The organism is Stenotrophomonas sp. NY11291 (assembly GCF_023277365.1).
GTDB classification, from domain to species: domain Bacteria; phylum Pseudomonadota; class Gammaproteobacteria; order Xanthomonadales; family Xanthomonadaceae; genus Stenotrophomonas; species Stenotrophomonas geniculata.
Window position 1 is genome coordinate 2957692 of record NZ_CP096975.1, and the last position, 25424, is coordinate 2983115.

Below are 25424 nucleotides of genomic sequence, written 5' to 3' on the forward strand. Positions count from 1 at the left end.
CAATCACGGGGAAAACCGACAAGTCCCTCACCACGAATCAAGCGTGACGGGGGACACGGTCCTCAACTGCGCTTGGCGCGGGCGAAGGCCTCGGCCAGGGCATTGTTGGCCGGGGGCGCGGACACGGCGGGACGGCCACCATTGCCCTGGCCCCGGTTCGGCCCGCGGTTCGGGCCGCCTGCGTCGCGGCGCGGCCCCTGCCCGCGCTCATCGCGCTGGCCCGAGCGGCTGGTGGCCTGCCCGGGGGTGTCGTCCAAGCGCCGGGTCAGGGCGATGCGCTTGCGGGCCACGTCCACCTCCAGCACCTTCACCTTGACGATATCGCCGGCCTTGACCACGTCGCGCGGATCCTTCACGAACGTATCGGAGAGCGCCGAAATGTGGATCAGGCCGTCCTGGTGCACGCCGATATCGACGAAGGCACCAAAGGCCGCCACGTTGCTCACCACGCCTTCCAGCACCATGCCCTCGCGCAGGTCCTTGATGTCCTCGACACCCTCGGCGAAGCGCGCCGCCTTGAACTCCGGACGCGGATCGCGGCCCGGCTTTTCCAGTTCCTTCAGGATGTCGCGAACGGTCGGCACGCCGAAGGTGTCGTCGGTGAACTGTTCTGCTTTCAGGCCACGCAGGAAGCTGCCATCACCGATCAGCGCCTTGATCGAGCGCGCGGTGCTGGCAACGATGCGCTCGACCACCGGATAGGCCTCCGGATGCACCGCCGAGGCGTCCAACGGCTGATCACCGTCGGCGATGCGCAGGAAGCCGGCGCACTGCTCGAAGGTCTTCTCGCCCAAGCGCGCAACCTTCAGCAGGTCTTTGCGACGCTTGAACGGGCCGTTGTCGTCACGATGGCGCACGATGTTCTCGGCCACCGTGGCCGACAGGCCGGACACCCGCGACAGCAGCGCGGCAGACGCGGTGTTCACGTACACGCCGACAGCGTTCACGCAGTCCTCCACGCGCGCGTCCAACGCCCGGGCCAGACGGTACTGATCCACGTCGTGCTGGTACTGGCCGACACCGATCGCCTTGGGTTCGATCTTGACCAGTTCGGCCAGCGGGTCCTGCAGGCGGCGGGCGATCGATACCGCGCCACGCAGCGACACATCCAGGCCCGGAAACTCCTTGGCCGCGAACTCGGAGGCCGAGTACACCGAGGCACCGGCCTCGCTCACCACCACCTTCTGCAGCTTCGGGTTGCCAGCGGCCTTGATCGCTTCACCGGCCAGCTTGTCGGTTTCGCGGCTGGCGGTGCCGTTGCCGATCGCGATCAGCTCCACGTTGTGCTTGGCGCACAGCTGCTTGATGGTCTGCAGCGACTGGTCCCACTGGCGGCGCGGCTCATGTGGGTAGATGGTATCGGTGGCGACCAGCTTGCCGGTGGCATCGACCACGGCAATCTTGCAGCCGGTCCGGATGCCCGGGTCCAGGCCGAGCACGGTCTTCGGGCCGGCCGGTGCCGCCAGCAGCAGGTCCTTCAGGTTGTCGCCGAACACCGCGATGGCTTCGGCCTCGGCCTTTTCGCGGGCCTGGTTGAACAGGTCCAGCAGCAGATGGGTATGCAGCTTGGCGCGCCAGGTCAGGCGGCAGGCGTCCAGCAGCCAGCGGTCGGCGGCACGGCCCTGGTCGGCAATGCCGGCCTTGCGCGCCACGCGCCCTTCGGCGTACTGGTGGCCAGCCTCGGCATCATTGCCCGGGTCCAGCTCCAGGAACAGGATCTCCTCGCGGCGCGCGCGGAACAGCGCCAGCAAGCGGTGCGAGGGAATCTTCGCCAGCGACTCGGCGTGTTCAAAATAATCGCGGTACTTGGCACCTTCGGTTTCCTTGCCCTCGGCCACGCGGGCACGGATCACGCCGGATTCGCCGAGCCAGGTACGCAGTTCGCCGACCAGCGCAGCGTCTTCGCCCCAGCGCTCCATCAGGATCGCACGCGCGCCTTCCAGCGCAGCCTTGGTGTCGGCAACGCCCTTGTCGGTGTCGACGAAGGTGGCCGCGAACGTCTGCGGGTCCTGCGTCGGGTCGGCCAGCAGGCCATCGGCCAGCGGCTCCAGACCGGCCTCGCGGGCGATCTGGGCGCGGGTGCGGCGCTTGGGCTTGTACGGCAGGTACAGGTCTTCCAGGCGGCTCTTGGTGTCGGCGGCGAGGATGTCGTTGCGCAGTTCGTCGCTGAGCTTGCCCTGCTCGCCGATGCTGGCCAGCACCGCCGCGCGGCGGTCCTCCAGCTCGCGCAGGTAGGTCAGGCGCACTTCCAGGTTGCGCAGCTGGGTGTCGTCCAGGCCCCCGGTCACTTCCTTGCGGTAGCGCGCGATGAACGGAACGCTGGCGCCCTGGTCGAGCAGGCCGACTGCGGCGCGTACCTGGGCGGACTGGGCACCGATCTCGTCGGCGATGGTCTGGGCGATCTGCTGGGCGAGCGCGCTCTGTGCGTTCTTGGCGTCGTGCATTGCTTCAGGTCTGTGCCGCGTTTCGGGAAGACCCCATTCTGGCAACCCACGACGGAGCCGGACAAGGCATTGACAGGGGGAGAGGTTCAGCGGCGGGGCCGGATTGGACGCCGGCATCCTGGCAAGGAGAGGGCTCGGACTGGCCCTGGGCTGGGATGCCGGCGCGGGCGCGCGATGGTGGGCGCGCCCTGCCGCGTGTTGCGGAGGTCAGCGGTAGTGGCGGGCGGCGCGCTGCATGACGATCTCGTCACGCATGCCTTCCAGGGCCATCAGGCGGACCTTGCCGACACCCTGCAGTTCCATGAACCGCTCCGTGTAGAACTCCGGCCCCAGCGCGGTGTCGGCGCGGGATTTGCTGAAGCCGTAGGGCACCACGCCCTTCTCGCCATCCTTGCTACCACCGACATAAAGAACGATTGCCATGTGATGTATTCCTCCAAATTGCTACTGCGTACTGCACTCGATGAGCGATGCTGCGAGCTCATCGAGGGAGAGCTTACCGCGTCGAACCTGACTGGAACGTCACGAAGGCTAATGACGATCGGTTGCATGCAGATGACGGCGGGATCGCAGCAGAATGCTTACGGATCTTTAACTTCCGGCTAACGAATCGGTGGGGGATTCCTGCCAACGGCGCAGCCCCTCGTGGGTGGTTTGGTTGGTCGCGGAAAGCCGGTTTCCTGCAGGCTGGCCGGGAGGGTGGGTAGGCCGGGGACGCCGTGAACCCATCCATGGGGCTTGGCCGCGGCATCCATGCCGCGGACACCCCGCCCTACCCACCCTCCCGGCCGCTGACAGATTCCTGGTGCCTGCCGCCACCCACGGAGAAGAAAAAAGAAGATCAAAAGCAAAGGCAGCCTGGCTGGCCGCTTTTTTGTTGTAGAGCCGAGCCTGCGCTCGGCTTCGCGGGCTGGCCTGAAAGCAGCCGAGCGTGGGCTCGGCTCTACACGAGCAAGCGCAGCGCGCGACCCGCTTTTGCCGTTCTTATTCTTCTCCGTGGCTGGACGCGCACGGAAACTGTCAGAGGTCGGGCGGGATGGGTTCGCGGGACCGTTGGCGCCATGGATGGCGCCATCGAGCCCCCATGGATGGGTTTACGGCGTGTCCCGCGAACCCATCCCGCCCGGCCCAATCGCATGAAACGTATTCCGCGACCACGCCACGAGGGGCTGCGCCGTTGGCAGGAACCTACGGCCACCAGCCGTGCCCGAACCGGGCAAAATGATCGGCCGCGCGCTCGAATGGATTCCGCGCACTCACCCCGCCACACAGCAGGTACACCGGCAGGTACAGCGGCCCCAGCACCATGTACTGGTAGACGTGCGCGCGTTCGTGGTCGTCCAGCCGGATCAGCGGCTCCACGCCCCACCCCGCCTGATGCGCATAGGTCCGGCACGAAATGCCCAGATCATGACCGGTATGCAGGATCACATTGCCCAGCGTGATCGCCCCACCCGGCCCCCACGGCCAGCGGTCGAACACCAACGCACAGTCACGGCCGCTCCAGCGCAATGTCGCGCCGCCGAGCATGCCGGCCAGGCCGCCGATCAGGCCGATCAGGGAATTGGGTGACGTCCACACCGCGCCCAGTACCTGCAGCGCGCGCAGCCAGATCGGCCAGGGCTCAGGGGCAGTCTTCAATCGGCCTCGTTCGGCATCAGCAGCCACAGGATCAGGTAGACCAGGATGCCAGGGAAGGCCGCCGAGCCGATCGAGACCAGCACGAACACGATCCGCACCAGCGTGGGGTTCCAGCCGAAGCGGTGGGCGATGCCGCCCATCACGCCGGCAATCATGCGGTCGTTCAACGAACGCGACAGCGTGCGCGGCGTGGTGTTCATGGCGGTTCTCCTGGGCTGCGGGAAAAAGCAGTCGAGCATGGCTCGACTCTACACCGCCCCCATGTCTACGGCGTGCGGTGGCGCAGGGCCTGCAGGCGTGCGCCGAACCAGGCGGCTGCGGTCTGTTCAGGCTGTCCCGGGCACTGGATGCGGTAGGGCTTGCCACTCATGCTGCTCTGGCTGGCAGCGCGCTCGATGAACTGCTCGGCGCTGTCCACCATGTCCTTCTTCAGCAGGTAGTCGTACTTGCGCTGCAGGTGCGCACGCGCATCACTGCCATCGTGCCAGCTGCCATTGCGCTGGAAGCGGCATTGGGAGCCGTCCAGGCTGGCGATCAGCTGGGCGATCTCCCGCCGTGCATCCGCACTGGGTGCGGCGTGGGCAAGCGGCGCTGCCAGCAGTGCCGCAAGAATCAACAGAATCCGGTACGTCATCATCCCCCCAGGTCAGTCGAGCATGGCTCGACTCTACAGGTCACGCGCCTTCAACCAGCCATCGATCGTAGCCGGTACTTCGCGCTGCGCACGGCCGGAAACGTAGATGCCAATATGCCCACCACGGAAACTGGACTCGGTGTAGTCGTCCGTGCCCAAGCGCCCATGCATCGCGCGCGAAGCATCCGGTGGCACCAGATGGTCCTGTTCTGCATAGATGTTCAGCACCGGCAGGGTCACCTGCGACAGATCCACCGCTTCCTCGCCGATCCGCACCGTGCCGTTCATCAATCCGTTGCCCTGGTAGAACTGCTTGATGAAGTCGCGGAACGCCTCGCCCGCCAGGTCCGGCGAGTCGAAGATCCACTTCTCCATGCGCAGGAAGTCCTCCAGCGCGGCCTTGTCATCGAGGATGTCGAGCAGGCCCACGTACTTCTGCACATTGAGGCGGAACGGCTTGAGCATCAGGTAACTGGCATTCATCAGGTCGGCCGGGATGTTGCCCAGCGTATCCACCAGCAGGTCCACATCCACCTGCCGCGCCCAGTGCGAGAGCATGTTGTCGGCCGTCTGGAAATCGACCGGGGTGACCATGGTGATCAGCTTGCCCAGCTTCTGCCGGCGCAACGCGGCGTAGCAGAGTGCGAACACGCCGCCCTGGCAGATACCCAGCAGGTCGACCGGGCCACCACTGCGCGCACGCAACGCATCGACGGCGCCATCGATGTAGCGCAGCAGGTAGTCCTCCAGGGTCTGGAAGCGCTCCGAGCGATCCGGGTAGCCCCAGTCCAGCACGTACACGTCCTGGCCCAGCGCCAGCAGCTTCTGCACCAGCGAACGGTCAGCCTGCAGGTCGACCATGTACGGCCGGTTGACCAGCGCGTAGACGATCAGCAGCGGCGTACGCCGGGTCGGTGACTGTTCGCCGACGAAGCGGTACAGCACCACCTTGCCGTCGCGCCAGACTTCCTCACGCGCGGTCACGCCATAGTCCACGTCTTCCACCTGCGGCAGCAGCTTCAGCCCTTCCATCAGCTTGCGCTGCATGGCCAGGGTTTCCTGCATCAGGTCATCGGCGTTGAAGCCCAGCGGCCCCTTCATCGGTCACGCGTCCGAGTGGAAGTGCGAGGTGCGGCCTTTTTCGCTGACGCCTTTTTCGCAGCCGCCTTCTTTGCCGGCGCGGCCTTCTTCGCGGCCTTGCGTACGACCGGCTTCACCTTCGCCGGCGCCGGCTGCGCCACTGGGTCCACCTCGGCAGTTCCAGCCAGCACCGCCACCTGTGCCTGCAGGCGGCGCAGGCTGCGCTCCAGCTCGGCGATACGGCGGTGTGCGGCATCCATCTCGCTGCGGGTCGGCAGGCCGATGCGTTCACTCATCTGTTCCACCTCACGCTGCAGGCCGGCGCGCAGGCGCATCTGTGCGTTGCCCAGCGAGGCATATACCTGCTGGAACGGCTCGGACATGGCGACCTTGGCGTAGGCCTCCTCGGCCACTTCGATCCACAGGTCGAACATCGCGCGGGCGCTGGTCAGCTGGGTGCCGGGCTGTTCGTGCTCGGCCAGGCGCTGCTCGAACAGCGCAAAGGCCTCATCCAGCGCCTGCCTGATCTGATCAACGTAGGCGCGCGAATGCTGCTGGTATTCCTCCTGTGCGCGCAGCAGTGCCTGCCAGCGCGCCTGGTGTTCGCGGCCCGGGCCGAATGCCGGGCTCTGCAGCCACGGGCCAGCCTGCAGCTGGAACTGCTGCAGCCATGCGGCGAATTCGGGCACGGCGGCGCCGGCGTGGGTGCTGCCACGGGCCCCCTGCAGCATCCACTGCAGCATGCCGTCGCCCTGCCCCTGTACCGCCTCGCGCCAGGCCTGTGCCACGTCCGCGCTGCTGGCGTCGCGGCCGGCGAAACGCGCGGCCACTTCCTGCATGGTGCCGTACCAGCTGCCCGCCTGTTCGCGGAACCGGCGCACGGCATCTTCCGGTGCGCCCTGCCCCTGTTCGGGCAACAGCTGGCCCCACCAGTCGAACAACCGCTGCCAGCTGCCGGGGTCGTCACCGGCCGGCGCACCGGGCGTGCTCGCATGGCGCAGGGCATCGCCCCAGGCGCCGAAGTACTGCCGCGCCAGGGCTTCGAAATCGCTGCTGCCGGCGTCATGGGCCGAGCTGGTCATCACAGGCCTCCGCTGGGCTGGCTCATGGCTTGGGAATGCGCAGGGTCTTGCTGATCATCAGCGACCCGGACAGGGCGAACAGCAGCACCATCGGGTGCAGCTGCCACGGACCGATCTGCCACTGGCCGAACCAGAGGTCCTGGCCGATGGCATCGGTACCGGCGGCGATCGCCAGCACGATCACCAGCACCAGGCTGGTCGGGATCGGAGTGCCCTCGAAAAACCTGACCTTGCCCTCGTCGCCGGCCAGCGCCTCGGCGGTGACGTTGTAGCGCGCCAGGCGGCTGACGCCGCAGCAGACGAAGTAGCTCAGCACCAGCCAGTCCCAGCCGCCCTGCATGCCGCAGGCATAGGCCAGCGCCGCCGGCGCCACGCCGAAGGAGATCACGTCGGACAGCGAGTCCAGCTCGCGGCCCAGGGTAGAGCTGGACTTGCGCCAGCGCGCGATGCGCCCGTCGAGGGCATCGAAGATGAAAGCCAGCGGGATCAACGCCATGCCGAACAGCAGGTAGCCGCGCTCGCCGTCCTGCAGGAAGCGCATCGCGGCAAAGACCGCACCGGTGCCGCAGAAAGCATTGGCCAGGGTGAACCAGTCGGCCAGCTGGAATTCGCGCAGCATCGAGAAGTGACGTTTCATGGGGTCTCACGGAGCATCAAGGCCCACAGGTTACCGCGAGCGCCGCCACTGGCGACAGCGCTGGCAGGACCCAGCCTTCACCGCTCCCTCACCTGTCCTCACCAGCGGTGAATTTTTCGCCACCCATCTTGACAGCCTAGGGGGGTGGCGCCTGTCGCGGCTTATCCACAAAGTTGCCCACGCGTAATCCACACCCCCTGTGGACAACCAGATCTCACCGACTGCGACGTTGGACATTTACTCATCACCCTGCATCGGGGTTTCCCTACTTCCCAAGCCACAAGGTGTGGCGCTATGGTCACCGGCGGACCCGCCGCCGCCACGTCCGAAACTCTGTAATGGACGATGATGATGCTGGATGCTCCCACCCTGGCCGCACAACTGCGGCAGCCCCATGGCGAGGCCGCGTTGGCGGTCGCCGACTCGATGAACCGCAGCAACGGCGCACTCAACCTGGCCGCGATCGGGCTGCTGGCCGTCGGCGCCGGTGAACAGGTCCTGGAGGTCGGCCCGGGCAATGCGGCCTTCGCGCCGCTGATGCTGCAGGCCACCGGCAGCCACTATCTGGGCATCGAGCTGTCCACCGCCATGGTCGAGGCCGGCAACCAGCGGCTGGCCAGCGCCGGGTTGGCCGAGCGTGCGGCGATGCGGCACGGCGACGCCCATGCGCTGCCGGTCGCCGATGCCGCGATGGATGCCGCGCTGGCGGTCAACACCCTGTACTTCTGGCCGAACCTGGCCCCGGTGCTGGATGAGCTGGCGCGGGTACTGCGCCGGGGCGGCCGCCTGTGCCTGGCCTTTGGCGACGCCAGCTTCATGCGCAGCCTGCCATTCGCTGCCGACTTCCAACTGCATGAGCTGGATGTGGTGGAGCTCGCACTGCGGGTATCGGGCTTCCGTGTCTCGGCCTGGCGCAGCCACCGGGAATCCGCGGCCGGCAATGACGGCCAGACCCGCGAAAAGCACTTCCACCTGCTGTTGGCACAGCGGCGCTGAAGCTGCCCGCCTGACCGAGTGGTAGAGCCGGCCGCTGGCCGGCTGCCCCGACGATTCCGGATTGCCGGCAAGCGGCCGGCACTACCCAGCCTGCACCCGCCTCCAGCGAGCAAAACAGAGCACCTGCATCACCAGCATGGCCAGCAACCCCAGCGGCCACGCCCACCACAGCCCGGCCAGACCGTGCCGGGACTGCAGCCACATCGCCAGTGGCAGCTCCAGCAGCAATACGGCCGCCATGCCCAGCAACGCGGGCAACAACACCGTGCCACCGCCTCGCATCACTCCGACCAGCACCGCACTGCCCCCCATCGCCAGCACGCCCCACACCACGGTGCGCAATTGCTGCGTGGCCAGTTCGCGCACGTCGGTCGCCGCCAGGATCAGGCCAGTCAACCAGGGCGCCAGCGCCACAACCAGCACCACCACCCCGCTCAGTATCGCCAGTCCAAGCAGCACGCCGGTGCGGGCGATGGCGGGCAGCCGTGCCGTACGTCCCGCCCCCATCGCATGCGCGGCGAGGATGGTGGCGGTGATGCCCAGCGACATCGCAGGCAGCTGCACCCAGCTCATCAACTGATTGACCGCGCCGTAGGCGGCCGTGGCGGTATAGCCGTGGCGATTGATCCAGCCCAGCAGCACGATCTCGGCCACGGCCAGACTGAGCATCTGCAGCGAGGACGGTACGCCGATGCGTAGCATCGGACGGATGAGTGCTCCATCGAAACGGATCGATCGCAGTAACTCATGCCCCGGTGCCAACGGGTGCCCAATCCGCTGCCACCGCCACATCAGCCAGGCCAGGGCCAGCAGCGAGGCGAGCGCCGCCGAGACTGCCGCACTGGCTGCGCCCAGCCGCGGCAGGCCGGCCCAGCCCAGGATCAGCAGCGGCGTGCACAGCAGGCCGACCACCGTGGCCAACAGCAGCGCATGCAGCGGCGTCTTCGCATCACCCACCGCGCGGCTCACCGCAGTGGCCAGCCACAGCAGGAAGAACACCGGTGCCGCCAGCAACAGGACACGGGCATAGACGATGGATTCGCCGAGGATCGGGGCCGGCGTACCGAGTGCCACCAGCAGCTCTGGTGCGAAACCGCCGCCCACCGCCATCACCAGCACTGACAACAGCAGAATCAGTGCCACCGCACTGCCGGCCACCGCGCGCGCCTGCTGCGGCCGGCCCGCGCCCCAGGCCTGGCCGATCAGCACCATGGCACCGGTCGCCAGGCCCATTACCAGGGCCAACAGCAGGAAGAAGACCGGGAAGAACGCTGCGGCGGCAGCCACCGCCTGCGTCCCCAGCAGATGGCCGAGGTAGATGTTGTCCAGCGTGCCTGCGGCAAGCTGCAGCGCATTGGTCAGCAGCATCGGCAGCAGCAGGGCCAGGTAGGTGCGCCACAGCGGTGGTGCGGCCGGGGGTGTCGGATGTACAGGGGTGGTCATGGGATTCTCTGGGCAAGGCGCTGCCCTGCCCGGCGTTTCCGCCAGCAAAGCAAGCACAGGGGAGCGGGCCGTGGCCCGCGATCAGGTGGCGCCGCTGCTCAACGACGGCGCGATGGCTCAGCCGTCGGCGCTCTCGAATGCCAGGCGCAGGGCGTGGTTGCGCACATCCTCGGGCCAGCTGCGCAACGCCATTTCCAGGCCCGACCGGTCGTGCGCGAACAGGACACGGATCGCTTCCTCGAAACCAGGCAGGTCACCGGCGATGGTCTGCAGGAAGTGATAGGTGCGCTCGCTGTGGCGACGCTGCTGGTCCTTGTCCGCACCGGCACGGCTGGCCGCCTCCACCAGCCTGCGCAGCACTACCGAGGCCCCACCGGGCTGCTCGGCCAGCCACGCCCAGTGGCGCGGCAGCAGGGTCACTTCGCGGGCAACCACGCCCAGCTTGGGGCGGCCGCGACCGCGCGGGGCAACAGGTGCGTCTTCGGGAGCGATTCCGGCGTCCGCTTCCACGGCCGATGGAAACGCCTCCGCCACCCGCGCCAGCAGTTCTGCGTCGCTGCCGCGTGTGTCGAAATCATGGGTGCGACCGGTAGCGTTGTCGAACACCAGCAGCGGACCGGCAACGTTGCCGGCGCGCAGCTGTTTCAGCGCAAGCGCCGCCACCTCCGGGGTACCGGAAGCGACCAGGCGATGGCCGTCGAAACAGCTGAAGGGAGGAAGTCGGGACGCAGGCATGGCAATGGCATCAGAGGCGATGCGCCAATATTGCCCGGGTAATTTGCGGCCGTAAATATTACCCGGGCATTAATCAACCAGAAGAGCGTGCCAACCACGGTTGGCCCCCACCGGAATGGGTGGCACCCACACGATTCGCCAGGTTACAGACGGCTGAAGGACCAGCTCACCATGCGGCCGTCCTTGTACGGCATCACGCCGTGGAACGGGCGAGGGTCGGTATCGAACACCAGCGGCAGGAAGTTGCGGTCGCCCTCCCACATCGGCAGCGTGTCCAGCTTGTCCAGGTCCACCCACTCCAGCGTGCCCTCGTGGTTGCCGCCGTGCGGGGTGCCCTCGAATCCATCGATGACGAACACGAAGCCCAGCCAGTCTTCGCCGTGCTTGCCGAAACCCGGCCAGCTGATGGTGCCGCGCAGGCGCATGCCGGTGCAGTCGATGCCGGCCTCTTCCTGGATCTCGCGGCGCATGCTGGCGGCCACATCCTCGTCCGCTTCGATCTTGCCACCCAGCCCGTTGTACTTGCCCAGATGATGATCACCGGGGCGGGTATTGCGATGGATCATCAGCACCTGGCGACGATCGGGCGACAGCACGTAGCCCAGGGTGGCGACGATCGGGGTATACGGCATGGGGCAGCATCCAGCGGCAGGTCAGCCGTGGATTATGGCCGATCAGCGCACCAGCGACAGGCGGCGCTCGGTGGGCGTGCCGGCACCATCGGGATCACGGCGCAGGGTGGCGACGCCGTGGCCGCGCTCGGCCAGGTATTCCAGCCACTTGCCCAGGAAGGTATTCATCCGCATGCGGTGGCTGATCAGCTCTGCCGGCGGCGGGTACAGGCCCATCGTGTCCTGCCAGCGGCGGCCCACGTAGCAGTGGGTGGTCTCGGCCTGGCGGGCGTCACGGTACAGCCGCACATAGGCCGACGGATCCGGCTCTCCGGTGACCGGGTCGGCCAGGTCATAGGTCAGGCGCAGTTCCACCGTGTAACGGTGGCACTCGATCACGTCCAGACGAACATCCAGGCCGTCGCCGATCGAGGAAATGTAGCTGCCCGCCACCAGTCCGGCCGGTTCGAACAGGCGCACCAGGTGGCGGTAGTTCTCCGCGTACAGGCCCATGAGCCAGCTCAGCCGGCTCAGGCGGGGAATGCGTTCGGTGCGGGGCAAGGCTCGGGCCATGGGTCGATCCTACACGTTGGTGCTTCAACGTGGGGGCGGGATCGCCCCGGCCAAAGGGGCCCGGTATCGACCACCGGTCGATACCCACCACGCACGAGGGTTTCCCGCAGCATCGGTAGGCCACGACCGTTGGTCGTGGCGCGCGCCTCAATACAGCTCGCGCTGCAGCCCCAGCGTGGCCAGCACCTTGCTGGAGATCTCCTCGATCGAGGTATGGGTAGTGCTCAGCGTCGGGATCCGCTCCATCTGGAACATCACCTCGGCCGCGGCCACCTCGCGCTTGCAGGTATCCAGGTTGGCGTAGCGCGAGTTCGGGCGGCGCTCCTGGCGGATCTGCTGCAGGCGGTCCGGGTCGATGGTCAGGCCGAACAGCTTGCGCCGGTAGTTGCGCAGCCGTGGCGGCAGGCGGTCGCTTTCCAGGTCCTCGTCGGTCAGCGGGTAGTTGGCCGCGCGCACCCCGTAATGCAGGGCCAGGTAGATGCAGGTGGGTGTCTTGCCGGCGCGCGACACCGCCACCAGGATCACGTCGGCGTCGTCGTAATTCACCGCGATACCGTCGTCATGGGTCAGCGCGAAGTTCATCGCGTTGATGCGGCGGTGGTAGGTATCGAAGTCGACCATGCCATGGGCCTGGCCCACACGGTTCACGCGCGAACTGGACAACTCACGCTCCAGCGGCTCGATGAACGGCGCGAACACGTCCAGCATCAGGGCACCACTGTCGGCCAGGATCAGGCTCAGGCTCTGGTCCACGCAGGAGTTCACCACGATCGGCCGGACCTGGTACCGCTCCCCCGCCGCCTGGATCCGGGAACAGGCTTCCCGGGCTTTTTCGGGGTCGTCGACAAACGACATCCGGTCGGTAATGAAGCTGAACCCGGAGAACTGGGTCAGCAGGCTATGCCCAATGGTTTCAGCGGTGATACCGGTTCCATCGGAAACGTAGAACACCGGACGGATGGTCGACATGCGCGCTTTTACCCCCTACGAAGCCTAAAAGGGCCGCCAACACAAGCTTGTGTCGACAGCGGTCTGCCCGGCATCATATCGGCTTCTTCCTACGGACGCGGCCACTCAGCCCGCCTCGGGCGATGGCCAAACGGAGCATCGCGCTTGAACGAGAACATCCTGTGGTTGCACGAACTGCGTCTGGCCGACCTGGCCCGCGTAGGCGGCAAGAATTCCTCGCTGGGCGAGATGATCGGCAATCTGGCCGGTCTGGGCGTCTCCGTTCCCGGAGGTTATGCGACCACCGCTGAAGCCTTCAAGGACTTCATCGCGCACAACGACCTGTCCAAGCGCATCTTCGACAAGCTGGCCACGCTGGACGTCGAGGACGTCAACGCGTTGACCGCCGCGGGCAAGGAGATCCGCAGCTGGGTGATCGACGCGCCGCTGCAGCCGCAGCTGGACCAGGACATCCGCACCGCCTACGCCAAGCTGAGCGCTGACAATGGCGGCGGCGACGTGGCCGTGGCCGTGCGTTCGTCGGCCACCGCCGAGGATCTGCCGGATGCGTCCTTCGCCGGCCAGCAGGAAACCTTCCTCAACGTCACCGGTGCCGACGACGTCGTGCACAAGGTCAAGGAAGTGTTCGCCTCGCTGTACAACGATCGTGCCATTGCCTACCGCGTGCACCACGGCTTCAAGCATGAGGACGTGTTCCTGTCCGCCGGCGTGCAGCTGATGGTGCGTTCGGGCGTCGGTTCCTCCGGCGTGCTGTTCACCCTGGACACCGAGTCCGGCTTCCGCGACGTGGTGTTCGTCACCTCTTCGTTCGGCCTGGGCGAAATGGTCGTGCAGGGCGCGGTCAACCCGGACGAGTACTACGTCTACAAGCCCACCCTGCAGGCCGGCAAGCCGGCGATCCTGCGCCGCTCGCTCGGCAGCAAGGCGATCCGCATGGTGTATTCGGACGTCCCCGGCGAGCGCGTGAAGATCGAGGATACCCCGGCAGAGCTGCGCAACACCTTCTCGATCAGCGACGAGGACGTGCAGGAACTGTCCAAGCAGGCGCTGGTCATCGAAAAGCACTACGGCCGCCCGATGGACATCGAGTGGGCCAAGGACGGTGTCAGCGGCAAGCTGTTCATCGTGCAGGCACGCCCGGAAACGGTGAAGTCGCGCAGCCACGCCACCCAGATCGAGCGCTTCGCGCTGACCGAAAAGGGCGGCAACGTGCTGGCCGAAGGACGTGCCGTCGGTGCCAAGATCGGCTCGGGCGTAGCCCGCGTGGTGAAGACGCTGGACGACATGAACCGCGTGCAGCCGGGCGACGTGCTGATCGCCGACATGACCGATCCCGATTGGGAGCCGGTGATGAAGCGCGCCTCGGCCATCGTCACCAACCGTGGTGGCCGTACCTGCCACGCCGCGATCATCGCGCGCGAGCTGGGCGTGCCGGCCGTGGTCGGTTCGGGCAACGCCACCAAGGTCATCGAAGATGGCCAGCTGGTCACCGTCAGCTGCGCTGAAGGCGATACCGGCTTCATCTACGAGGGCAAGCTCGGCTTCGAGCGCACCACCACCGATCTGGGCAACATGCCGCCGGCACCGCTGAAGATCATGATGAACGTGGCCAACCCGGAACGTGCCTTCGACTTCGGCCAGCTGCCGAACGCCGGTATCGGCCTGGCCCGCCTGGAAATGATCATCGCCAGCCACATCGGCATCCACCCGAACGCGCTGCTGGAATACGACCGCCAGGATGCCGCGACCAAGAAGAAGATCGACGAGAAGATCGCCGGCTACGGTGATCCGGTCAGCTTCTACGTGGACCGCCTGGCCGAAGGCATCGCCACCCTCACTGCTTCGGTCGCGCCGAACCCGGTGATCGTGCGCCTGTCGGACTTCAAGTCCAACGAGTACGCCAACCTGATCGGCGGCAGCAACTACGAGCCGCACGAAGAGAACCCGATGATCGGCTTCCGCGGCGCCAGCCGTTACGTCGACCCGAGCTTCTCGGCCGCCTTCGCGCTGGAGTGCAAGGCCGTGCTGCGCGTGCGCAACGAAATGGGCCTGGACAACCTGTGGGTCATGATTCCGTTCGTGCGCACCCTGGAAGAAGGCCGCAAGGTCATCGAGGTGCTGGAACAGAACGGCCTGAAGCAGGGCGAGAACGGCCTGAAGATCATCATGATGTGCGAAGTGCCGTCCAACGCACTGCTCGCCGATGAATTCCTGGAAATCTTCGACGGCTTCTCGATCGGCTCCAACGACCTGACCCAGCTGAGCCTGGGCCTGGACCGCGACTCGTCGATCGTCGCGCACCTGTTCGACGAGCGTAACCCGGCAGTGAAGAAGCTGCTGTCGATGGCGATCAAGGCAGCACGTGCCAAGGGCAAGTATGTCGGCATCTGCGGCCAGGGCCCGTCCGATCACCCGGATCTGGCCGAGTGGCTGATGCAGGAAGGCATCGAGTCGGTGTCTCTGAACCCGGACACCGTGGTCGATACCTGGTTGCGCCTGGCCAAGCTGAAGGCCAACGGCTGATGCCGTAAAGGCCGCAGGCTGACGTCGTGTTCATCGGCGTCAGCCGATACTGCTGCTGCACGCAAGCCCCGCCTCTGCGGGGCTTGCTGTTTCTGGCGTCCTTGCACGCCACGCGTACCTCGCACCTGTCCCGCAGCAGCAAAGGAATTTCCGCATGATCGCCGCCGCACCGCCCTCGCCCGCCGCAACGCCCTGGTTCCACTCGCTCGACTGGGAGCGCCTGCTGGAAACCTACGGCGTACCGTTGCTGGCCGCGATCGTGGTGCTGCTGGTCGGCCTGTGGGTGGCACGACGTCTATCCAATGCAATGCCACGGGCGACCGCGCGCATGGGCGTGGACCCGATGCTGGGCAGCTTCCTGCGCAACGTGGTGTATGCCGCATCGCTTGTGATCGTGGTGGTGCTGGCGATCGGCACGCTGGGCGTGCAGATCACCCCGTTGCTGGCCGTGCTCGGCACCGCTGGCCTGGCGGTCGGTCTGGCATTGAAGGATTCGCTGTCCAACATCGCCTCGGGCGTGATGCTGGTGACGCTGCGACCGTTCCGCGTGGGCGATGTGGTCACCGTGGCCGGCCAGACCGGCACCGTGCGCGAAGTGCGCATCTTCCAGACCGTGCTTACCGGCGCCGACAACCAGCACACCACCATTCCGAACACACTGATCACCGCCGCGCCGATCATCAACCTCACCGCCGAACCGACCCGTCGCGTCGAACTGGTGATCGGCATCGGCTACGAAGACAACATCCAGCTGGCACGCGACACCGCGCTGGCGCTGATGAAGGCCGACCCGCGCGTGCTGCAGACGCCAGCACCGGACGTGGTGGTATACGAACTCGGCGCGCACGCGATCAACCTCGGCATCCGCTGCTACGTGAAGTCGGCCGACTGGTTCGGTACCAAAGTCACGTTGCTGGAACAGCTGAAGCTGGGCTATGACAAGGCCGGCATCAACATCCCGTACCCGCAGCAGGACATGCACCTGTACCTGCATGGCAAGGATGGCGGCGTGGTCGAAGCGGACGCGCTGGTGCGCGACAAGCCCTGATCCAACCCGGGAGTGCCGACCAACGGTCGGCACCCACCGATGGGCATCAGGCCTCGGCGGCCTCTTCCAGCGCCGGGTAATCGGTGAAACCCTTCGCACCACCACCGAAAAATGTGGCGCGATCCGGCGGATTCAGTTCTGCACCCGTACGCAGGCGCTCAGGCAGGTCCGGGTTGGCAATGAACGGCCGGCCGAAACCGATCAGGTCGGCCCAGCCTTCGGCCAGCGCCTGCTTGGCGCGCTCGGCGGTGTACTTGCCGGCGTAGATCAGCGTGCCCGGGTAGACCATGCGTAGCGCCTGCTTGAACGCCACCGGCATCAGCGGCGCATCATCCCAATCCGCTTCGGCAATGTGCAGGTAGCCCACCCCCAGCTCACCGAGCAGGTGTGCGGCAGCCAGATAGGTCGCCTGCGGCGTATCGTCCACCGCCCCCTGTAGCGTGGTCAGCGGCGCCAGGCGCACGCCCACACGCTCGCCACCGGCAACCTCGACCACCGCCTGCATCACCTCGCGCAGGAAGCGCAGCCGGTTCTGCAGCGAACCGCCATAGCCATCGGTACGCTGGTTGGCCTGCGAGTCGATGAACTGGTTGATCAGGTAGCCATTGGCGCCATGCAGTTCGACGCCGTCGAAGCCCGCCTCCAGCGCATTGCGGGCGGCCTGCGCGTAATCGGCGACGATGCCCGAAATCTCGTCTTCGCGCAGCGCACGCGGCATCGAATGCTGGATCATCTCGCCGACGCCGGCTTCGGGACCTGCCCCTGTCGGGTCGACGAACACTTTCACGCCATCGGCCAGCAATGCCGAGGAAGACACCGGCGCTGCGCCATCGGGCTGCAGGGCCACATGCGAGACGCGGCCGACGTGCCACAACTGCGCGTAGATGCGGCCACCGGCGGCGTGCACCGCATCGGTCACCTGCCGCCAGCCCTTTACCTGTTCGGGGCTGTGGATGCCCGGCGTCCAGGCATAGCCCTGGCCCTGCGGGCTGATCTGGGTGCCTTCGCTGACAATCAGGCCGGCACCGGCACGCTGCGCGTAGTAGGTCGCCATCTCGGCGGTAGCAACGTTGCCGGCAGCCGCACGCGAGCGGGTCATCGGCGGCATCACGATCCGGTTGGGCAGGGTCAGCGGGCCCAGACGGTGGGAGGTGAACAACATGGCGGACATCTCTTGCGGGGGGAGTGCCAGCAAGAATGGGGACCGCCTGCGAAAGGCAACAGGCGTGTTGTGGCAAAACAGTTGTGCCCGGCAGGCAAGGATGGCCCGGCATGAAGGCTCATCCACGCATGGCGTGGATCTACTCCAGGCGGGGTTCGATCTTTACCGCGCCATGCGCCACGCGGTCATAGCAGGTGCGCACCACGTCTTCCCCGTACTTCAGCTCCAGCCGGCGCACGATGAAGTGACCGCGCGCCATGTCCTGGTAGTAGTCGGTGAACATGGTATTGAGCGTTGCACCTGCAGCGGCACCGACAATCGGCACCGCCTGCGCGGCGAATTTCTCGGTGACCACCACGCCGAAACGCGCCGCCACTTTCTCCACCATCTTCGCCAGCAGCTTGCCGGCCTCCTTCGGTGCCACGCCCAGGGTCAGGTCGCGGCCGGTCACCACGCGCCCGGCCAATTCGGCCGACAGGTGGCGCATCACGTCGGTGGTGAAGCCGCGGGCCAGGTAGTAGCCGGTCTCGCTGGCGTCATCGCGCGGCGAGTTGCCACCCAGCGCAAACACCTCCAGGCAGGCCTGGCGGGTGCTGAACTCGGACAGGTCAAAGCCCTCGCTGCGGGCCACGTCGGCCACCGCGCGCATCATGATGGTGGTCGACACCGGCAGCTCGATGAACAAGGCCGCAAAGCCAAATGCCCCGCCGACCGCGCCGGAGGTGGCCGCCGCCAATTTGTGCCAGCGGGTGGAGGCCCCCTTGCCCGGGGTGTTGTCCATGCTCCACAGCGCGGCCTGCGCCGATTTGGTCAGCGCCGCCTGCACCGCACCGTGGATGCGGTTGGAGACCGAACTGGGCAGTGCTTTCACCGCGAACTCCAGCGGCGTGCCAACCAGGTTGGCCATGCGCGCGGTCAGGGTCGGCGCTTCCAGCAGCGCCACCGCCCGCTGCAGGTCGGACCAGTCGCGGGCGTCGTGGGCGATGTCGCGGGGGAGCAGGATGGGCTCGTTCATGGCGCCGATCTTAGCGCCAGGGAGTTGAACGGTTCGTCGCGGGGCACGACAGAGGGGTCAGAGCCCTTTCCGCTGGAAAGGCATCCGCCCCCGGCGCCTTGCCGGCCAGCGGCCGGCACTACCGATCAAGGCGTCGAAAGGCCGGAAAGCGCCCCCATGAACTGGCGGTAGTGGCGCAGCTCGGCGATCGAGTCGTGCACGTCGCTCAGCGCGGTGTGGTTGCTGTTCTTGCCGACGCCGGCGGCCACGGTCGGCGCCCATCGCTTGGCCAGTTCCTTCACCGTGGACACGTCCAGGTTGCGATAGTGGAAATACTTCTCCAGGCGGGGCATCTGGCGGTGCAGGAAGCGGCGGTCCTGGCAGATCGAGTTGCCGCACATCGGCGACAGGCCGGCCGGAATCCACTGTGCCAGGAAGTTCACGGTCTGCGCCTCGGCCTGGGCCAGCGTGGTGGTGCTGTCCACCACGCGCTGCCACAGGCCCGAACGACGGTGCTGGTTGCGGTTCCACTCGTCCATCGCTTCCAGCGTTTCCAGCGGATGATGGATGGCGAATTCAGGGCCCTCGGCCAGCACATTGAGCTGGGCATCGGTAACCACCGTGGCGATCTCGATGATCGAATCGTTGTCGGTGTCCAACCCGGTCATCTCCAGGTCGATCCAGATCAGTCGCTCGTTGGCCGCGCCGGTGTCCGCCATTGTGTCGCCTCGTTGCTGGGCAGGCGCGCGGCCTACCGGTGAAGGAAAGAGGCGCCCATCATACCCGTTCGCCCCTCAGCCCTCGCCGACGTGGTCTTCCAGCAGCAGCGGCGGCTTGCCACGTTTGGCGCGGAAATAATTGGTCAGGCGTGTACTGGCTTCCTTGGCCAGCACCCCGCCGTGAATCTCGACGCGATGGTTGTGGCGGGCGTCGCCAATGAGGTCGAACACGCTGCCGCAGGCGCCCGTCTTGGGGTCACTGGCGCCGTAGACCAGACGGGCGACGCGTGCATGCACGATCGCCATCGCGCACATCGCGCACGGCTCCAGGGTCACATACAGCGTGCTGCCAAGCAGGCGGTGGTTCGCCAGCAGCTTTCCGCCGGCCCGCATCGCCACGATCTCGGCGTGCGCGCTGGGGTCGTGCGAGGCGATGTTGAGGTTCCAGCCCTCCCCCAGCAGCTGGCCATCGGCACCCACCAGCACGGCTCCGACCGGAATTTCGTCGAACTCGCGCTGCGCGCGCTCGGCCAGCGCCAGCGCGTGGCGCATCCAGTGTTCATCGGTGTCGTGCACCGGCACGCCCAGGGCGTCGGTCATGGCGGTTCTCGCGTGTGTGCAGGGCCAGGATGGCCGCCGGGGCCGCATTGTACGCCCCGGGCCGTACAGGCGCCGCTAGCGCGCGTCGAAGCGCTCGCGGGCCGCATCCAGCGCCGGGAAATTGTGCTCGGCCCAGCGGTCCAGGGCGGACAACGTCTCGACCAGACCGTGCGCGACCTCGGTCAGACGGTACTCGACATGCAGCGGTTTGCTGCCCCGGTCACACCGCTCGACCAGCCCATTGCGCTCCAGCTGTCGCAGAGTCTGGGTCAGCACCTTCTGCGAGATGCCTTCGATCTTCCGCAGCAACGCGCCGTTGCGTTGAGGGCCCTGCGCCAACGCCGGCAACAGCAGCATCACCCACTTGCCGGAGATCAGCGCCAGCGCATCGCGCGCCGAGCAGTCGGCGGCATACACGTCTCCGGGATAGGCCATGGTTACCTCAAGGTGCGTAATTGCCGGGGCATGCCGGCACCGCGAGGATGGTCGCACACTCCTCGAACACCTCGCCCCATGCACGCCCTGATCCTGCTTGCCCACCCCGAGCCCCGCTCCTTCAATGCCCACCTCGCCGCGCAGGCGGCCGAGCAGCTGAGGCACGACCACTCGCAGGTGGATGTGGTCGACCTGTATGCGGAAGGCTTCGATCCGCTGGAAGCGGCCTGGCACCATCCACGGCGCCTGCAGCCCGAGCGCTTCGATGCCCAGCGCGAACAACGCCACAGCGCCGAACTGGAGCAGTTACCCGCCGATGTGCAACGTCACCTGTACCTGCTGCGGGTCGCAGACCTGGTGATCCTGCAGTTCCCGCTGTGGTGGTTCGCGGCGCCAGCCATCCTCAAGGGCTGGCTGGACCGCGTGCTGGTATATGGGCCGATGTACAACAGCCGTCAGCGCCACGAACATGGCGTGATGCAGGGCAAGCGTGCATTGCTGAGCGTCACCACCGGTTCATCGGCACGGGCATGCGCGGTGGACGGCCGCGAAGGCGACACCCGATTGCTGCTGTGGCCGTTGATGTACAGCCTGCGCTACGTCGGCTTCGAGGTAATGGAGCCATGCGTGGTGCATGGCGTGCGTTCCGGGCTTGCAGCGGAACGCGTGCAGGCCCACGACGAAGCACTGGTTGCAGCCACCCTCTCCTACCGCGAGCGACTGACGCACTGGCGGCAGTGGCCAATCGTGCCCTTCAACGACAGCGATGACTTCGAGGATGGGGTGGTGCTGCGCGCGGACGCGACTGCGCACAGCCCCTTCATCCGCCACCGCGACGCGGGATGAATCTTCGCCTGCAGGCGCTACCGGAAAGCCTCATACTTCGCACTCTTCCGAAGCACCTTGGTGAACCCATGACCACCCTGCGCCCCTCTCGCGCCGACGACGGCGCCGCCCTTGTCGACCTCTGGCGTCGCGCCGTCGACGCCACCCACGACTTCCTCAGTGCCGAAGACCGCCAGGCCATCGATGCCGAAGTGGCCGGTTTCCTGCCGCAGGCGCCGATGACCGTTGCTGTCGATGCACAGGATCGGCCGCTGGGCTTCATGCTGATCGACGGCACGCACATGGAAGCGCTGTTCATCGATCCCGACGTACGTGGCACCGGGATCGGCCGGCAACTGCTGCAACACGCACTTGCCCAGCATCCGCAGCTGAGCACTGACGTCAACGAACAGAACGCACAGGCCGTCGGCTTCTACCTGCGCATGGGCTTCGTCGAAAGCGGCCGCTCACCGCTCGATTCGCAAGGCCGTCCGTATCCGCTCATCCATCTTCGGCATAACGGATGACATCCGTCGGCAGCGGCCACGTGCTAGCGTGGCTGCTTTCGACCAAGGAACGCCGTGCATGGATGGTGCAAAAGCCCTGCTGACCCTGTTTGCGCTGGGCATCAGCCTGGTCTGGATCCTGGTGCCATTCGCCATCTTCGCCGTGCGCAACCTGCTGCGTGAGGTACTGGTCGAGCAGCGCCGTACCAACGAACTGCTTGAACACATCGGCGGCTACCGCATTCCGAAGCCGCAACCCGAACCGACTGTCTGGCGGGCGCCCTGAGCCGGAACGTGCCAGGCCCGGATCAGGCCGTCGCCTCGAAGGCCGGAGAGTACTGCACCTCGCCCTGTGCCAGCGGAGGCTGCAGGCAAAGTGCCTGGAAGTACTCTGCAGGCACACCCGGCAGGACCAGGCCCGGCTCGGCACGGAAGCCGAAGCGACCGTAATAGGCCGGCTCGCCCAGCAATACACAGCCATGTGCACCCTGCTGACGCAGTGCTTCAAGTGCGGCGTGCATCAGGGCCGCACCGATGCCCTGCCCCTGCCACGCGGGTAAAACCGAGATCGGCCCCAGGCCGAACCAGCCCGTGCTGCCATCGCTGATCGTCACCGGCGACACCGCCACATGGCCGATCACCTTCCCGTCCATCTCGGCCACCAGCGAAACGCTCAGCTCCCCGAGGGCGCGCAGGGCGTCGACGATGAACTGCTCGGTATGGCTGCTGTGCGCCGCATCCCGGAATGCGGCCTCGGTGAGCGCACGGAGGGTGGCATGATCATCAATGGCTTCGGCACGGATGGTGTAGTTCATGGCGTAATGTTCGCTTGCGTGAGCATTGGGTGAATTTGCGACCGTTGTCACAAATTTGCGGCGAAATGTCGAGCGCGAGGCGCAATCGCCCCGCGAACCTCGAATCGCCCGTGCCGCAATCGATTCGGCGACACCACCGAACGCTGAATGCGTCAAAATTCCGTCGCAGACGCCCTGCCGTCGCTGGCGTCAGGTTTCCAGAACACTCCATAATCGATAAACCTGTCACCAGGGAAGGATATATGGACACGGACGCACGATGCAGGATGCTGCCATGGATGTAGGCAAGCCGACACGCAAGGGACGCCATCTGGTACCGATGGGCCTCTTGCTGGCACTGACGGCCTGCTCGCCCTACGCGGACGCAGAGCGTGACGTTGCCGCAGGTGGACGCGGCCTGGCCAAGCTCAACCCGTCACCGCAGCAGGGCTACGAGCTGGTACTGACACTGAAGGATGCCCCTGGTCCCTTCGCGGTCGTCGAGGGCGTTGCCCAGTACGACGTCAGCAACCACAAGGACTGCGGCCGAGTCCTGAGGGCGACCGGTACCGCCAGCCGCATTACCAGCCAGGAGCTCGTCACGCTGCGCAAGGTCGGTGAGAACGAGTATCGCGGCACGTTCTACCTCGACCGCATGCAGGACGAGGATTACTACGGGCGTGGTGTCTGCCATTGGGCGCTGACGGGAGTCGGTGCGATGTTGCGCGCTACGACCGGCGAGGCGGATACGCGATTCCTGACGTTCGTCGACAAGGAGCGCATGGACGCGAGGAGCCCATTGACTCTCTATTATCCGAGGGTTGCCTATCCTCGCGCCGAGCTTGCTGCCAACTACCCTGCCAGCGGCAAAGAGAATCCTTCGGAGTACAAGGAAGAGCTGCGCGACGCGCTGTTCTCAACCACCACCACTGTGCAGAAACTCGCGCCATGAGCTGCCAGTTCAACCATCCCTACCCCCAAGGAGGCCGACATTGCGCCACAAGATGATCCCGTGCCTTGCTCTGCTTCTATTGACCGCCTGCAATCCGGAGACCGCCATGAACCAGGAACGTGCCGCTGCTGAAGCCGATGTCGCCCAGGGTGGGCGTGGCCTCGCCAAGCTCAACCCCAGCCCGCGCAAGGCCTATGAACTGGTGCTGCGCCTGAAGGATGCCCCCGGTGATTTCGCAGTGGTCGAAGGCGTAGCGCAGTACGACGTCACCAACGAAGACCAGTGCGGCCACATCGAACCAGCCACCGGTACCGCCGCACGCATCACCAGCCAGGAGCCGGTGGAGCTGCGCAAGGTCGCTGACGGCGAATACCGCGGCACGTTGTACGTGGACCGCATGCTGGATGAGGACTACTACGGCCGTGGCGTGTGCAAGTGGGAGTTCACCGGCGCCGGGGCGATGCTGAAGGCAACGGGTGCTGAAGGCGAAACGCGCTTCCTGACCTTCGTCGAGGCCAAGCCACTGACCGAAGGTAGCGCGCATACGCTCTACTACCCGGACGCGGCCTATCCGCGGGCACCGCTTGCTGCCAACTATCCGGCCACGGGCAAGACCAATCCTGCAGACTACGTCGCCGAGCTGCAGGGCAAGCTGTTCACCATGAGCCTCAGCGCCAGTGAGGTCACCCAATGACCATCACCTCTCAGGACTACGCCGCACTTTCCGATGACGCCTATAAGGATCGTGCAGTCGGGCGACGGGCTCCGGGCCAGGAAGAGAAAGTCACGCTCAACGGACACGAGTACAAAGTACTTGAGCATGTCGACAATCGACTCAACGGCTACCAAGGCACCATTTACCAACGCACCGACACCAACGAGATCGTCGTCGCTCATCGCGGCACCGAACAGATTGCTCGTGATGCAATCCTCACCGACGGAGGCATGGTCGTTGCCCGCACCAACGTGCAGGCCCCCGATGCCATCGCCCTGACCAAAAGCGCGCTGGACTATGCGAAGCAGGAAGCTGCATTTGGAGGCCGCGCGCCTCAGGTCACCGTCACAGGCCACTCCCTCGGCGGCGCCTTGGCCCAGATCACCTCGCACCATTTCAACGTCAAGGGCGAGACCTTCAACGCCTATGGCGCGGTCAGCCTCAGCTACCGCATTCCGGAAGGCGGCAACACCATGATCAATCACGTCATGGCGTCCGATCCGGTCAGCGCCGCCTCGCCGCATTTCGGCCAGGTCCGCATCTATGCCAAGCCCGACGAGATCAAGACGCTCGCGGCAAACGGCTTCAGCAATCACGCCCTGCGTGATCTGATTCCGGACCGGCCGATCATTGCGGCGACCAGCTCGTTCGGCGCGCACAAACTGGGCAACTTCCTCGACGAAGGCTCGGTGCTGAAACATCCGGAAACCCAGAAGCTGGCAAAAGACAACGCCAGGATGATCGAGGAGTACCGCGATGACGTCGAGTCACTGCGTCGCGGCGTCACCCGCGCGGCACGGGGCATCCCGGGCGGTGCCATCGATCTGTACGACCACATCCGCGGCCCGCTGCAGCCCGGTGAACCGGCACGCCGCGAAGCGGAGAAGAACGGCCATAACACCAGCATGCTGCGCATGGACGATGCCAATCACCTGGGCAACCCACTGTTCAACGATGCGATCCGCGGCGTGCACGCGCAGGACGTTCGCGTCGGCCGCGTCCCGGATGTGATGAGTACGCAGTTGGCCGGTAGCTTGGCGGCGGAGATGCACGCTGCAGGCGGCAAGCGCATCGACGAGGTGGTGATGAATGCCGACGCCTCACGCAGCTTCGCGGTGCAGGGCCAGGGCGGCGACCCGGCACACCTGCGCGTGTCGGTGGACACGGCGGTGGCGATGAACACGCCGCTGGAGCAGAGCAGCCAGCGGATTGATCAGCAAGCCGCGGGACAGCGATTGGCACAGGACCGCGATCAGCAACTGGAACAACAGCAGAACCAGACCCGCAGCATGCAGGCCTGATGAAC

Annotated in this window: 28 protein-coding genes; 9 read left to right on the top strand and 19 right to left on the bottom strand. The window is 66.2% G+C overall.

Translation table 11 applies throughout. The features are described 5' to 3' along the window. Nucleotides 1-62: 62 nt before the first annotated feature. From M1L61_RS13795 to M1L61_RS13830, 8 genes are all read right to left on the bottom strand, one after another. A complete protein-coding gene (locus M1L61_RS13795; protein WP_248853650.1) occupies nt 63-2444 on the bottom strand; it encodes a Tex family protein in 2382 nt (793 codons plus the stop codon). Between the two features lie 207 nt (nt 2445-2651). Further along, nucleotides 2652-2867: a hypothetical protein gene (locus tag M1L61_RS13800; RefSeq protein WP_005410085.1), complete on the bottom strand. Its 216-nt coding sequence runs from the start codon at nt 2865-2867 to the stop codon at nt 2652-2654. A 765-nt stretch (nt 2868-3632) separates the two neighbouring features. Continuing rightward, nucleotides 3633-4085, bottom strand: a complete 453-nt coding sequence (locus tag M1L61_RS13805) for a hypothetical protein (RefSeq protein ID WP_010484931.1) — start codon at nt 4083-4085, stop codon at nt 3633-3635. After that, entirely contained in the window at nt 4082-4285 is a 204-nt protein-coding gene (locus M1L61_RS13810) for a PspC domain-containing protein (RefSeq protein ID WP_010484929.1), read from the bottom strand. The genes M1L61_RS13805 and M1L61_RS13810 overlap by 4 nt, the downstream gene beginning before the upstream one ends. 65 nt (nt 4286-4350) lie before the next feature. Then, entirely contained in the window at nt 4351-4719 is a 369-nt protein-coding gene (locus M1L61_RS13815; protein ID WP_031269840.1) for a YfeK family protein, read from the bottom strand. A gap of 33 nt (nt 4720-4752) precedes the next feature. After that, on the bottom strand, nt 4753-5820 hold the full coding sequence (phaC, locus tag M1L61_RS13820) for a class III poly(R)-hydroxyalkanoic acid synthase subunit PhaC (RefSeq protein WP_248853651.1): 1068 nt from the start codon (nt 5818-5820) through the stop codon (nt 4753-4755). Beyond that, a complete protein-coding gene (gene phaE / locus M1L61_RS13825) occupies nt 5817-6881 on the bottom strand; it encodes a class III poly(R)-hydroxyalkanoic acid synthase subunit PhaE (protein ID WP_019338202.1) in 1065 nt (354 codons plus the stop codon). Before phaE ends, phaC begins: the two co-directional genes overlap by 4 nt. A gap of 22 nt (nt 6882-6903) precedes the next feature. Beyond that, the gene (locus tag M1L61_RS13830; RefSeq protein ID WP_019338201.1) at nt 6904-7518 is read right to left on the bottom strand and encodes a phosphatidylcholine/phosphatidylserine synthase; all 615 of its coding nucleotides are present in this window, start codon (nt 7516-7518) and stop codon (nt 6904-6906) included. Between the two features lie 345 nt (nt 7519-7863). On the opposite strand from M1L61_RS13830, the gene M1L61_RS13835 reads away from it, so the two are divergent. Then, complete coding sequence (locus M1L61_RS13835) at nt 7864-8514, top strand: class I SAM-dependent methyltransferase (RefSeq protein ID WP_010484920.1); 651 nt, start codon at nt 7864-7866, stop codon at nt 8512-8514. Between the two features lie 81 nt (nt 8515-8595). On the opposite strand, the gene M1L61_RS13840 is transcribed toward M1L61_RS13835, so the two are convergent. The 5 genes from M1L61_RS13840 to M1L61_RS13860 all read right to left on the bottom strand — a co-directional run bounded on the left by M1L61_RS13840 (nt 8596) and on the right by M1L61_RS13860 (nt 12845). After that, on the bottom strand, nt 8596-9957 hold the full coding sequence (locus M1L61_RS13840; RefSeq protein WP_197578464.1) for an MATE family efflux transporter: 1362 nt from the start codon (nt 9955-9957) through the stop codon (nt 8596-8598). A 117-nt stretch (nt 9958-10074) separates the two neighbouring features. Beyond that, complete coding sequence (locus tag M1L61_RS13845; protein WP_054172003.1) at nt 10075-10692, bottom strand: DUF2239 family protein; 618 nt, start codon at nt 10690-10692, stop codon at nt 10075-10077. A 143-nt stretch (nt 10693-10835) separates the two neighbouring features. Further along, entirely contained in the window at nt 10836-11324 is a 489-nt protein-coding gene (locus tag M1L61_RS13850) for an 8-oxo-dGTP diphosphatase (RefSeq protein WP_010484913.1), read from the bottom strand. Nucleotides 11325-11366: 42 nt separating this feature from the next. Beyond that, nucleotides 11367-11876 (bottom strand): DUF1249 domain-containing protein, encoded by a 510-nt coding sequence (locus M1L61_RS13855; protein ID WP_010484911.1) that lies wholly within the window; start codon nt 11874-11876, stop codon nt 11367-11369. 147 nt (nt 11877-12023) lie between these two features. Continuing rightward, a complete protein-coding gene (locus M1L61_RS13860) occupies nt 12024-12845 on the bottom strand; it encodes a pyruvate, water dikinase regulatory protein (protein ID WP_010484909.1) in 822 nt (273 codons plus the stop codon). A gap of 144 nt (nt 12846-12989) precedes the next feature. Between M1L61_RS13860 and ppsA the strand changes: the two genes are divergently transcribed. Beyond that, nucleotides 12990-15368: a phosphoenolpyruvate synthase gene (gene ppsA / locus M1L61_RS13865; RefSeq protein ID WP_010484907.1), complete on the top strand. Its 2379-nt coding sequence runs from the start codon at nt 12990-12992 to the stop codon at nt 15366-15368. A 154-nt stretch (nt 15369-15522) separates the two neighbouring features. Then, on the top strand, nt 15523-16416 hold the full coding sequence (locus M1L61_RS13870) for a mechanosensitive ion channel domain-containing protein (protein WP_010484905.1): 894 nt from the start codon (nt 15523-15525) through the stop codon (nt 16414-16416). A 46-nt stretch (nt 16417-16462) separates the two neighbouring features. On the opposite strand, the gene M1L61_RS13875 is transcribed toward M1L61_RS13870, so the two are convergent. From M1L61_RS13875 to M1L61_RS13895, 5 genes are all read right to left on the bottom strand, one after another. Next, on the bottom strand, nt 16463-17578 hold the full coding sequence (locus M1L61_RS13875) for an alkene reductase (protein WP_248853652.1): 1116 nt from the start codon (nt 17576-17578) through the stop codon (nt 16463-16465). A gap of 139 nt (nt 17579-17717) precedes the next feature. Then, a complete protein-coding gene (locus M1L61_RS13880; protein WP_010484901.1) occupies nt 17718-18593 on the bottom strand; it encodes an EcsC family protein in 876 nt (291 codons plus the stop codon). A gap of 125 nt (nt 18594-18718) precedes the next feature. After that, nucleotides 18719-19291, bottom strand: a complete 573-nt coding sequence (orn, locus tag M1L61_RS13885; RefSeq protein WP_043402905.1) for an oligoribonuclease — start codon at nt 19289-19291, stop codon at nt 18719-18721. 75 nt (nt 19292-19366) lie between these two features. Next, on the bottom strand, nt 19367-19891 hold the full coding sequence (tadA, locus tag M1L61_RS13890; RefSeq protein WP_049436615.1) for a tRNA adenosine(34) deaminase TadA: 525 nt from the start codon (nt 19889-19891) through the stop codon (nt 19367-19369). A gap of 75 nt (nt 19892-19966) precedes the next feature. Further along, the gene (locus M1L61_RS13895; RefSeq protein WP_049436614.1) at nt 19967-20326 is read right to left on the bottom strand and encodes a helix-turn-helix domain-containing protein; all 360 of its coding nucleotides are present in this window, start codon (nt 20324-20326) and stop codon (nt 19967-19969) included. A 78-nt stretch (nt 20327-20404) separates the two neighbouring features. Here M1L61_RS13895 and M1L61_RS13900 point away from each other — a divergent pair, with 78 nt between their 5' ends. The 3 genes from M1L61_RS13900 to M1L61_RS13910 all read left to right on the top strand — a co-directional run bounded on the left by M1L61_RS13900 (nt 20405) and on the right by M1L61_RS13910 (nt 21943). Next, a complete protein-coding gene (locus tag M1L61_RS13900) occupies nt 20405-21172 on the top strand; it encodes an NAD(P)H-dependent oxidoreductase (RefSeq protein ID WP_049482617.1) in 768 nt (255 codons plus the stop codon). Between the two features lie 68 nt (nt 21173-21240). After that, nucleotides 21241-21678 carry an acetyltransferase gene (locus M1L61_RS13905; RefSeq protein WP_010484891.1) on the top strand — a complete coding sequence of 146 codons (438 nt, stop codon included), beginning with the start codon at nt 21241-21243 and terminating at the stop codon, nt 21676-21678. A 58-nt stretch (nt 21679-21736) separates the two neighbouring features. Further along, complete coding sequence (locus M1L61_RS13910; RefSeq protein ID WP_005410107.1) at nt 21737-21943, top strand: hypothetical protein; 207 nt, start codon at nt 21737-21739, stop codon at nt 21941-21943. A gap of 22 nt (nt 21944-21965) precedes the next feature. Here the strand turns inward: M1L61_RS13910 and M1L61_RS13915 are convergent, their stop codons facing one another. Then, nucleotides 21966-22472 (bottom strand): N-acetyltransferase, encoded by a 507-nt coding sequence (locus M1L61_RS13915; RefSeq protein ID WP_248853653.1) that lies wholly within the window; start codon nt 22470-22472, stop codon nt 21966-21968. A 274-nt stretch (nt 22473-22746) separates the two neighbouring features. Here M1L61_RS13915 and M1L61_RS13920 point away from each other — a divergent pair, with 274 nt between their 5' ends. The 3 genes from M1L61_RS13920 to M1L61_RS13930 are packed head-to-tail and all read left to right on the top strand — an operon-like array spanning nt 22747 to nt 25419. After that, on the top strand, nt 22747-23403 hold the full coding sequence (locus M1L61_RS13920) for a hypothetical protein (protein WP_248853654.1): 657 nt from the start codon (nt 22747-22749) through the stop codon (nt 23401-23403). 40 nt (nt 23404-23443) lie between these two features. Next, entirely contained in the window at nt 23444-24097 is a 654-nt protein-coding gene (locus M1L61_RS13925; RefSeq protein WP_029379978.1) for a hypothetical protein, read from the top strand. Continuing rightward, nucleotides 24094-25419, top strand: coding sequence for an XVIPCD domain-containing protein (locus tag M1L61_RS13930; protein WP_248853655.1), 1326 nt, complete (start codon nt 24094-24096; stop codon nt 25417-25419). The genes M1L61_RS13925 and M1L61_RS13930 overlap by 4 nt, the downstream gene beginning before the upstream one ends. Nucleotides 25420-25424 lie beyond the last annotated feature (5 nt).